At 73.3% G+C, this 9,561-nt stretch carries 11 protein-coding genes, 1 tRNA gene and 1 pseudogene; 2 read left to right on the top strand and 11 right to left on the bottom strand.

Annotated features, from left to right (window positions below; all coding sequences use genetic code 11):
- Positions 1 to 199: hypothetical protein (locus tag VNL12_RS11825; RefSeq protein WP_325594777.1), on the bottom strand; the 199-nt coding region annotated here is incomplete at its 3' end.
- A gap of 349 nt (positions 200 to 548) precedes the next feature.
- Here VNL12_RS11825 and VNL12_RS11830 point away from each other — a divergent pair.
- Positions 549 to 788: a hypothetical protein gene (locus VNL12_RS11830; protein ID WP_325594779.1), complete on the top strand. Its 240-nt coding sequence runs from the start codon at positions 549 to 551 to the stop codon at positions 786 to 788.
- 84 nt (positions 789 to 872) lie between these two features.
- Here VNL12_RS11830 and VNL12_RS11835 read toward each other — a convergent pair.
- The 10 genes from VNL12_RS11835 to VNL12_RS11880 all read right to left on the bottom strand — a co-directional run bounded on the left by VNL12_RS11835 (position 873) and on the right by VNL12_RS11880 (position 9,193).
- Positions 873 to 943 (bottom strand) — tRNA-Pro (locus VNL12_RS11835).
- A 43-nt stretch (positions 944 to 986) separates the two neighbouring features.
- Complete coding sequence (locus VNL12_RS11840; RefSeq protein WP_414654878.1) at positions 987 to 1,418, bottom strand: bleomycin resistance protein; 432 nt, start codon at positions 1,416 to 1,418, stop codon at positions 987 to 989.
- Between the two features lie 58 nt (positions 1,419 to 1,476).
- Positions 1,477 to 1,701: a hypothetical protein gene (locus tag VNL12_RS11845; protein WP_325594783.1), complete on the bottom strand. Its 225-nt coding sequence runs from the start codon at positions 1,699 to 1,701 to the stop codon at positions 1,477 to 1,479.
- A 51-nt stretch (positions 1,702 to 1,752) separates the two neighbouring features.
- A complete protein-coding gene (locus VNL12_RS11850) occupies positions 1,753 to 2,676 on the bottom strand; it encodes a hydroxymethylglutaryl-CoA lyase (protein WP_325594785.1) in 924 nt (307 codons plus the stop codon).
- Between the two features lie 5 nt (positions 2,677 to 2,681).
- Positions 2,682 to 4,250 (bottom strand): acyl-CoA carboxylase subunit beta, encoded by a 1,569-nt coding sequence (locus tag VNL12_RS11855; RefSeq protein ID WP_325594787.1) that lies wholly within the window; start codon positions 4,248 to 4,250, stop codon positions 2,682 to 2,684.
- 98 nt (positions 4,251 to 4,348) lie between these two features.
- Positions 4,349 to 4,744: a hypothetical protein gene (locus VNL12_RS11860; protein WP_325594789.1), complete on the bottom strand. Its 396-nt coding sequence runs from the start codon at positions 4,742 to 4,744 to the stop codon at positions 4,349 to 4,351.
- A gap of 8 nt (positions 4,745 to 4,752) precedes the next feature.
- Positions 4,753 to 5,832, bottom strand: a complete 1,080-nt coding sequence (locus VNL12_RS11865) for a PP2C family protein-serine/threonine phosphatase (RefSeq protein ID WP_325594791.1) — start codon at positions 5,830 to 5,832, stop codon at positions 4,753 to 4,755.
- A gap of 81 nt (positions 5,833 to 5,913) precedes the next feature.
- Complete coding sequence (locus VNL12_RS11870; RefSeq protein WP_325594793.1) at positions 5,914 to 7,299, bottom strand: FAD-binding oxidoreductase; 1,386 nt, start codon at positions 7,297 to 7,299, stop codon at positions 5,914 to 5,916.
- Positions 7,292 to 8,164 carry a crotonase/enoyl-CoA hydratase family protein gene (locus VNL12_RS11875; RefSeq protein ID WP_325594795.1) on the bottom strand — a complete coding sequence of 291 codons (873 nt, stop codon included), beginning with the start codon at positions 8,162 to 8,164 and terminating at the stop codon, positions 7,292 to 7,294. The genes VNL12_RS11870 and VNL12_RS11875 overlap by 8 nt, the downstream gene beginning before the upstream one ends.
- Before the next feature lie 39 nt (positions 8,165 to 8,203).
- Positions 8,204 to 9,193, bottom strand: a complete 990-nt coding sequence (locus tag VNL12_RS11880) for a tetratricopeptide repeat protein (RefSeq protein ID WP_325594797.1) — start codon at positions 9,191 to 9,193, stop codon at positions 8,204 to 8,206.
- 179 nt (positions 9,194 to 9,372) lie between these two features.
- On the opposite strand from VNL12_RS11880, the pseudogene VNL12_RS11885 reads away from it, so the two are divergent.
- A pseudogene (locus VNL12_RS11885) lies at positions 9,373 to 9,561 on the top strand (ABC transporter substrate-binding protein); the annotation flags it as partial.

Raw genomic sequence — 9,561 nt, forward strand, 5'->3', positions numbered from 1 at the left:
CGTCAAGCACCACGTCGGCGCCGAACTCGAAGCGACCGGTGCCAGGATCGAGGGCGTCGGGCCCTTCGGGCACGACGCGGATCACGGCCCGGGGGGCGTCGGTGGCCGCGGAGTGGGCCGGGAACCGGACCGCCCGGTTGCTGCCCGCGCCGTCGCGGCCTGAGCCCTCGCCGAGGGTCCCGCCGTGGCGGGCGGCCACCGATACGACGACCGCTCTCCGGCGAGCTCGACGTCTGCTCGAGGCCGAAGGGGCCGACCGCCCTGGCAATGTCTGTCCTGGGCAACGTGGGGGCAAGTCGCTCTCGCTCAGGGCCGCCTCGTCTCCGACGGGACGAGCTCAGGGATGACGGCCGCACCTCGTCGTCGTTCTCGTCGATGGTGCCGACGAGCCCGCTTGGCTACAGCGTGGGCTGCTCGGTCCACGGCGGAGCCGGCCGATCGGACCGTTGGGCGATCACCCGTTTGGGGGCCGGGTCGGTCCGATTGGAGGGCGGTCCGAGGGGAAGGACCTCGAACGAACGGGCGTCGACCACCAGAAGGAGTCTTTGATGGCAGCGAGGATGGAAGGTCCGAGCAGGGACAACACCGACAGGAATGGCGGCAAGAGCAAGAAGGGCTTGTGGATCTTGCTGGCGGTGCTGGCCATCGTTGCCATCGCGGTCATCGCGTTCTTCGTCCTCGGCGGAGACGCTGATGTCGACTCCGACACCGACGTCGATGTCGAGGCGCCCGACGTCAGCGTCGAAGACGGCGACGACGCCGACGTCGAGGTCGAGGACGACGAGTAGGGGCCGACCGTCAGATCCGTGTGCGGAACCGAGCAGCAGGAGGGGCGCCTCTGGAGAGGGGTTCCTGACCTGCGGTTTCTTGTGTCGGGCTGGGGAGATTCGAGCTCCCGACCTCTTGACCCCCAGTCAAGCGCGCTAACCAAGCTGCGCCACCGCGCCACCTTCCGCGCCGACCGGCGGCCCATCGAACCTGATCGGTCAGCGGGCCCGGGTGCCGGGCCCGTGGCCAGGCAACCACGAGCCGAACCGCAGGAGGGTGCCGTCCGGATCGACGTGGAAGCCTTCCCGCAACCCGTATGGCATGTCCTGAGGTGCGCCGAGGCGGCCCTCGACGTCGGCCTCGGCCCACTCGGCGTGGAGCGCGTCGGCATCCCCTACGTAGAGATAGACCGCACCCCCCTGGACCGGGGTGTGGTCGTCCACCTGGGTCAGGTGCATCCAGACGTCACCCCGGCGGACGTAGCCGTAGGGCGCCCCGTCGTAGGCCTCGACGGTGAAGCCGAGGCGCTCGTAGTGCGCCAGGGCGCGAGATAGGTCGGCCACCGATAGGACGGGAGCCAGGTCGTCGAACAGCGTCACTGATCCCGAGGGTACGCCCCTGCCCCGCCGCATCGGTCCTTGCGCCGACATGAGACGCCGACCGTTGTGAGCGGGCACAAGATCGGCTCCGGGGACCCGCCGCTGACCGTCAGAGGCGGACCGCCACCCAGGCGATGCCCTGGATCAGGCGCCAGCCGAGGTAGACCACCACCCCGACGACCAGCAGGTAGAAGTGCCACGGGGCCCGCCCCGGGTCGCCGTCGTCGGGCTCGTCGTCGGGGCTGGCGATGAAGGCGCCGCACTGCTGGCAGGTGCCGTCGGGCGCGAGCGACCTGGGGTTGTAGAAGCGATCACACCCGTCACACCACGGCACGGCGACACCCTGCCCCACCTCGTGGCGACCGAGCGAAGCGACGGGCCGCGGTCAGGACGTGGATGAGCGGCGGGTGCGGGGCCCGGCGTGGGCGACGCCGCTCGGCACCGGACGTCCCACCAGGTCTTCGACGAGCAGGGCGGCGGAGACGAGGGCGTCGATGTCGATGCCGGTGGCGACGTCGAGGTCGTCGAGCAGGGCGACGAGCTCCTCGGTGGCCAGGTTGCCTCCGGCGCCGTGGGCGAACGGTGACCCGCCGAGGCCCCCGACGGCCGTGTCGAAGCGGGTGACACCGAGCCCCAGCGCGGCGTAGGCGTTGACCAGCGCCGTGCCCCGGGTGTCGTGGAGGTGCAGACCGATGCCCTCGGTGACCCCGCCGAGGGCGTCCACCAGGTCGGTGATCCGCCGGGGGGTGGCCATGCCGGTGGTGTCCGCGTAGGTCAGCGCCGCGACCCCGAGCTCGCCGATGCGACAGGCCAGGTCGGCCACCTCAGCGGGCGCGATCTCGCCCTCGTACGGGGACCCGAAGGCGCAGGAGACCACGGCGTCGACCGGCACCCCGGCGCCCGATCCGCCGCGGGCGGCGCGGCGCACGATCTGTCGAATGGCCGCGAGCGAATCATCGGTGCTCATCTTCACGTTGCGCTGGTTGTAGGCCTCCGAGGCCGAGATGGTGACGGTGATCTCATCGACGCCGGCGTCGACGGCCATCTCTGCCCCCCGGGCGTTGGGGACGAGGGCGCCGTAGGAGATGCCGGGTCGGCGCTCGATGGCGGCCACCACCTCGGCGGCGCGCGCCATGGCCGGCACCGCAGCGGGTGAGACGAAGGCCGCCACCTCGATGCGCGCCACACCGGCGGCGGCGAGGGCGTGGACCAGGCGCACCCGATCGACCACCGCCACCGGCGGCTCGGGCTGCAGCCCGTCACGGGGGCCCACGTCGCGGATGTCGACCGCGGCGGGGAGGGGGGTCACAGCGCTCACACCGGCGGGACGCCGTGGCGGCGGTCCGAGAAGTGCCGGTCCTTGCGCTCGGCCCGCTCGAGACGTCGGATCAGCTCGTTGCGGAGCGCCTCGGGCTCGATCACGGCATCGACCACCAGCTCCGAGGCGAGGCGCAGCAGGTCCACATCGGCCTCGTAGATCGCGCGCTGCTCGGCGACGAAGGCGTCGCGCTCGGCCGGGTCGGAGATGGCCTCGATCGTGTTGGCGAACACGGCGTTCACCGCGGCCTCGGGGCCCATCACCGCGATCTTCGCGGTGGGCAGGGCGAGGGTGGCCTCAGGCTCGAAGGCGGGCCCGGACATGGCGTAGAGGCCGGCGCCGTAGGCCTTGCGGAGCACCACGCACACCTTGGCGACGGTGGCCTCGGCGATGGCGGTGACCATCTTGGCGCCGTGGCGGATGATGCCCTGGGCCTCGACCTGGGTGCCGATCATGAAGCCGGGCACGTCGGTGAGGAACACGAGGGGGATGTTGAACGCGTCGCAGCACCACACGAAGCGGGCCGCCTTGTCGGCCGAGTCGACGAAGAGCACCCCACCCTTCTGGGCCGGGTTGTTGGCCACCACGCCGACGGGCCGACCGTCGAGGCGGCCGAGGCCCACCACCAGCTCGGGGGCGAAGAGGGGCTTCTGCTCGAAGAAGCTCTCGGCGTCGACGAGCCCCTCGATCACTGCGTGGACGTCGTAGCCGGCCTTGTCGTCATCGGGCACGACGCCTGTCGTGAACACCCCCGCGGGCGGCGCCGGGGCGTAGTGCGGCGGCGGATCCCGCCACGACGCCGGGAAGTAGGTGAACCAGGCCCGGGCCTGGTCGATGGCATCGGCATCGTCGACAGCCAGGTTGTCGCCGCAGCCCGAGACCGTCGCGTGCATGCGGGCGCCCCCGGTCTCCTCGAGCGTCGCTCGCTCGCCGATCACCATCTCGGCCATCCGGGGCGAGCCCAGGTACATCGAGGCGTTGCCCTCGACCATGATGACGATGTCACAGAAGCTCGGGATGTAGGCGCCGCCGGCCGCCGAGGGACCGAAGAGGCAGCAGATCTGCGGCACCCGGCCGGACAGCTTGATCTGGTTGTAGAAGATCCGTCCGGCGCCGCGGCGACCCGGGAACAGCTGCACCTGGTCGGTGATGCGGGCCCCGGCCGAGTCGACTAGCCAGAAGATGGGAAGCTCCTCGCGGAGCGCCAGCTCGGTGGCCCGGACGATCTTCTCGACCGTGCGGGCCCCCCACGACCCGGCCTTCACGGTGGGATCGTTGGCCACGACGCACACCGGGCGACCGTCGATGCGCCCGGTGCCGGTGACCACGCCGTCGGCGGGGAGGTCGGCCGCCGCGGTGTTGGCCAGCAGCGCGTCCTCGACGAAGGTGCCGGCATCGAGCAGCAGGTCGAGGCGGTCGCGGACGAAGAGCTTGCCCTGGCGCTCGAGCTTGTCGCCGTCCTTGGCCAGGTTCCCCGCCCGCGCCCGCTCGGCTGCGGCCGCCACCCGAGCCGAGGGCGATGCGTCATCGGCGGAGTCGGTGAACAGCTCGTGCGGGTTGACCACGGCCGGAGCCTACGGCGTGTCCCGCGGGCGGAAGGAGCCTCGCCCCGGCACGGGCGGCGGACGAGCCGACCCTCGGGCCGCGCACGGATCGGCCTCGGTCAGCGGAGCCTGGCCACGACCAGGACGACGACGATCGCAAGAGCGACGAGCAGCAGGGCGGACGAGATGATCAAGCCGACCAGCGCCGGGAGCCGGCCGCGGCCCACCACGGCAGCCCGGGAGAGGCCCGCCTGCGACATCGACGCTCCCACCGCGGCCAGCAGGGTCGACGCTGGGATCGCGAGCAGCACGGTGAAGATGGCCACGTAGCCGTGGCCGCACCGGCCCCCGTCGCAGCTGTCGTCGGGCTGGTTCGCCTCGATGACGGTCATCGTGGCGACGACCACCACGCCGAGCGCGGCCAGGCTGAGGAGCAAACCCACCACCGCCCGGGCATTGCCGGCCGGGGCCTCGTGCGGGTCCGACGACGGCGGAACCGGGTGAGCGGGGCGCACGGGTGCAGCTACAGCCGGCGGAGGGCCAGGATGGCCGTGTCGTCGGTGACCGGCACGGTGGCGAAGTCCTTGGCCGCTTCGAGCAGTGACTTGCACAGCACGTCGGGGGCCACGCCGGGGTCGCGGCGCAACATGTTGCCGATGCGCTCCTCGCCGAAGAAGTCGTCGCCGTTGCGGGCCTCGGCCAGCCCGTCGGTGTACATCAACAGCAGGTCGCCGTGGCCGAGGGGCAGCTCGCGGCTCGTGAAGGCGCCCTGCGGGTCGAGCATCAGCAGTGGGCCGGTGTGGCGCAGGGGCACGACCTCGCGGTCGTGCCAGAGCCAGGCCGTCGGGTGTCCGGCCGAGGCCCAGCGCAGGGTGCCGGCCTCGGTGTCGAACACGACGACGCAGAGCGAGATGAACTCCTCGAGTCGCTCGAGCGCCGACATGCGGTCGTTCAGCTCCTCGAGGGCCTGGCCCGGGTCGCGGTACTGGCGCAGGAACACCCGCAGCAGGTACTTGGCCTGCAGGGCGGTGATCGACGGCTCGATGCCGTGGCCGGTGACGTCGCCGATGACCGCCGCGACCCGGCCCCGGTCGAGGTCATAGACGTCGAAGAAGTCCCCGGCCATGAGCCCGGTGCCGGCCTTGTAGACCCGGCCGATGTCGAAGCCCGGCAGGTCCGGCAGCACCTCGGGAGCGAGGCGGGCCGCCCAGCGCTGCGGGGCGAGCTGGTCCTGGGTGAGGACCTCCTCGGCCCGGCGCTCGATGTCGTAGCGATCGTCGGCCAGCCGCGACTCGCGAACGAAGTCCCGGGCCGAGAGCACCGAGACGGCCACGGGCACGAGGATCAGCCCGAAGATGAGCTCGACGCGGGCGGTCTGGGAGAGGGCGAGGGCGGCGCAGGCGCCGCAGAGCACGGCGTAGAGCGTGGTGGTGTGCACGTCCTTGCGGAACGCCGAGCGGGCGAGCAGGGCGGCGTCGGACCCCTCGCCCCGATCGGCCACGACCCGCCGGTACACGCGCTCGAGGCGGCGCGCCGAGCGGGCCCACACCAGGGTGGCCAGGCCACAGGCGAGGGCGGTGAAGGCGAGGACAGCGGTGGCCATGGGCAAGGGGGCCGCTCCCGGCGCCGGGGGCAGTTGGTCAAGGGTACCGGGGTCGTGTGACCGGCACCCGACGTTTCTATGTCAGTCTCCGTCACCGAAGAGCACGTGGGGGTTGAGGATCCCGGCGGGGTCGAGCGCGGTCTTGACGGCCCGCATGGCGGCGACCGTCACGTCGCCGCGCTGGCGGGCGACCCACCGACGCTTGGCCGTCCCGACGCCGTGCTCGGCGCTGATGCTGCCGTGGCGGGCGAGGACGAGGCCGAGGACGGCGTCGTCGACGGCCTGGTCATCGGGCGCCACGCCGGTGACGTTGACGTGGAGGTTGCCGTCACCGAGGTGCCCGAAGAGCCAGGTCCGAGCGCCGGGAGCGGCCTCGGTGACCCGGGCCGGCACCTCCTCGGCGAAGGCGGCGAGAGCGTCCGCCGGCAGCGAGACGTCCAGCTTGTGGTGGGGACCGAGGGTGGCGACGGCCTCGGTCAGAGCCTCCCGGTGGCGCCACAGCGCGGTTCGTCGCGGGCCCTCGTCGGCCACGACGGCGCCGAGCACGCCGTCGAGCGCAGCCACCGCGGCACCGAGCGTCTCGATCTGGTCGCCCGTCCCGGCGCACTCGACGACCACCGTGACCGGCGGCGGTGGCCGCAGCGCCGGCGCCCGCCCCAGGTGGCCGGCGACGAGCTCGGCCTCGGCGGCCCGGTAGGCCTCGGCCGCCTCCAACCCGGGCAGGGTCCTGCGCATCTGGCCCACCGCCACCACCGCCGCCGCGAAGGACGCAAACCCCAGCGCGGCGGTGGCCCGCTCCGGTGGGTCCGGCACGAGGCGGAGCCGGGCTGCGGTCACCACGCCGAGGGTGCCCTCGCTGCCGCACAGCAGCCCAGAGAGGTCGTAGCCGGTTGCGTCCTTCTCCAGGCGACCCAGGTCACGCAGCACCGCGCCGGTGCCGAGCACCGCCTCGACCCCGAGCAGCTGGGCCCGGGTGGAGCCGTGGCGCACGACGCGCAGGCCCCCGGCGTTGGTCGCCACCGACCCGCCCACCGTGGCGGTGTCGCGCGCTGCCCAATCGACGCCGTAGGCCCAGCCCGCGGATACCGCCGCGGCGTGCACGGCGGCGATGGTGGCCCCCGCCCCGGCGGTGAGGCGCCCGGCGTCGGCGTCGACCTCCGCGATGGTCGTCAACCGCGCCGTGGTGAGGACCACCTCGCCGGCGAGCGGGACAGACCCCCCGACCAGGCCGGTGTTGCCGCCTTGGGCGACGACGGCCACGCCCTCGGCGGCGCAGACGCCGATGACGGCGGCGACCTCGTCGACCGAGCCGGGGCGGATCACCCCCGGGGTGGCGCCCCGGAACCGACCCGTCCAGTCGATGGCGTGGCCGGCGGTGACCGCCGGGTCGGTGAGCAGGTGGTCGGGGCCCACGACCTCGACCAGAGCCCGCCGCAGAGCCGGCGCGAGCGGCGGCGGGTCAGGCACCGTCGGTGAAGACCGGCGCCCGGCCCTCGAGCTCGGCCGTCACCGCCTCGACCTGGTTGGGGCTGCCCATCAGCCGCTCCATGCGCACCGACTCGTCGACCAGGGACTCCTCGAGCGGCCGGGTGCCCGCCGCGTTCAGGAGGGCCTTGGCCCCCTGGACCGCCTCGGGGTTCCGGTTCGCGATCTCCGTGGCCAGGGCGAAGGCTGTCTCACGCGGGTCGTCGGCCACTCGGGTGACCAGGCCCAGGGCGAGGGCGTCGACCCCCGACAGCCGGCGGGCGGTGAACACCAGCTCCTTGGCCACGTCGAGGCCGACGAGGCGCACGAGGGCCTGAGGCCCGGTCATGTCGGGCAGGAGCCCCCAGCGGACCTCCATCACCGACAAGGTGGCGTCAGGGGCGGCGACCCGGATGTCTGCGCCGAGGGCGATCTGGAGGCCTCCGCCCAGCACGTGGCCGTGGAGCGCGGCGATGACGGGCTGGCGGAGTGCCTGCCACACGTTGGCCACCTCCTGGAACAGGTTCGAGGGCCGCCCGGGCAGGCGATCGACGATCGACCGGGTCCCCGACACCGAGCTGGCCACGCTCTCGTCGCCGTGACCGTCACCGTCGCCGGCCCCGGCCATGGCGCTGAACGACGCCAGGTCGAGCCCGGCGCAGAACGACCGTCCCTCACCCGAGAGCACGACGACCCGCACCGAAGCGTCCGTGCCGACCATGTCGCCGGCGGCGACGATCGAGGAGAACATGCGCCCGTCGAGCGCGTTCACCTTGTCCGGGCGGGCGAGACGGACGTCCGCGACGCCGTTCGTCACCGTGACGGTGACGCGGTCGGGGTCGAGCGGGGAGGGCGCAGGAGGGGTCACGGCCGCCAGGGTACGTTCACGCCGCCCCGGCCAGGAGCCTCAGTCGCGAGGACGGGACGGGGGCGGCGGCGGGCCCGAGTCCGACACATCCACGGTCTCCTCGTCGAGGCGGGCCGCGAGGTCCTTCACGTCGCCGGGCACCTCACCGAGGATGCGCAGCACCGACAGCTCGGCGGTGTCGGGGTCGACGAGGCCGTCGAGGACGTCGAGGTCGTGCTCGGCCTGCTCGGCGTCCCGGTCGCGCCCGAGGTCACGGAACGCGGTGCGGGCCCGGCGCAGGGCGTGGCGGGCCTCGTCGGTGCGGCCCAGGGCGTGGAGGGCGACTCCCATGTTGAGGTCGCACGCCGCCTCGTCGGCCCGGCGGTCGAGCGAGGAGAAGATCCCCCGGGCGCGCACGAAGCGCTCGATGGCGTCCTCGGCCTGCCCGTCGTCGAGCAGGGCGACGCCGAGGTCGAAGTCCCCCACCGCCGCCAGGTCCGGGCGACGGTGGGTCGTGAACGTGCGGTGCGCCTCGACCAGCAGGGCGATGGCGTCGGCGACGTCGCCGTCGTCGTGGAGCAGCACGGCCCGGTCGAGACGGCAGACCGCGGCGCGCACCGGCATCCCCGCCGCGGTGAACGCGCGCTCGGCCCGGTGCAGCGCCTGGCTCGACGCCGAGGCGTGGCCCAGGGCCCGCAGACTGCGAGCGGCGGCGACCTCGGTGCCGGCGGCGTCAGGGCCGGTGACATCGTGGGCGACGAAGACCCGCCGTGCTCGCTTGAGCAGACCCAGGGCGTCCTCGTGGCGATCCGCGTCGGCGAGGCAGTCGGCGGCGAGGCGCTGGGCGCGCGCCGCCGCGAGCTCGTCGTCGCGCTCGTGGAAGCTCGAGGCCGCCCGGCCTGCGGTCTCGGCGCCTTCGAGGGCGTGGCCACCGGATCGCAGGCCCGACGCGAGGGCGGTGAGGGCCCGGGCCCGGTCCGCCGCGGTCGGCGCCTCCTGGATCGCCCGCCGGGCCACGGCGATGGCCTCCTCCGCGTCCCCTGTGGTCACCCCCGAACCCTAGCGGTGGGGCTCGAGCCCGGACTCGGGGGGTGGTTGTTGACGCGGTGCCAAAGAGGTCCTAGGTTGCCGCCTCGACAGGCGGCCATGACGTCGGTCACACACAATGATCAAGGCCCCGGCCCGACCAACCGGTCGGGCCGACCCAGGAACCCACAGGGGGCTCTCTCGTGTTGCATGCTCATCGGCGGTCTGTCCGCTTCTTCGCTCTGTTCGTCCCGTTGGTGTTGGTGCTCAGCGCCTGTGGGGGCGACAAGCCCGGCAGCAGTGACGCTGCGGGTGAGGAGGAGGAGGTGGGTGATCCGGTGCGGGGCGGGTCGGTGACCTACGGGCTCGAGGCCGAGACCGGTGACGGGTGG

Origin of the sequence: Iamia sp. (assembly GCF_035575815.1) — a bacterium.
In the GTDB taxonomy this organism is placed as follows: Bacteria; Actinomycetota; Acidimicrobiia; order Acidimicrobiales; family Iamiaceae; genus Iamia.

What these genes read in the sequence shown, in the direction of transcription:
- VNL12_RS11840 (WP_414654878.1), bottom strand. Translation starts at nt 1,418, where the DNA reads ATGTCGGCGCAAGGACCGATGCGGCGGGGCAGGGGCGTACCCTCGGGA.
- VNL12_RS11830 (WP_325594779.1), top strand. Translation starts at nt 549, where the DNA reads ATGGCAGCGAGGATGGAAGGTCCGAGCAGGGACAACACCGACAGGAAT.
- VNL12_RS11865 (WP_325594791.1), bottom strand. Translation starts at nt 5,832, where the DNA reads ATGGCCACCGCTGTCCTCGCCTTCACCGCCCTCGCCTGTGGCCTGGCC.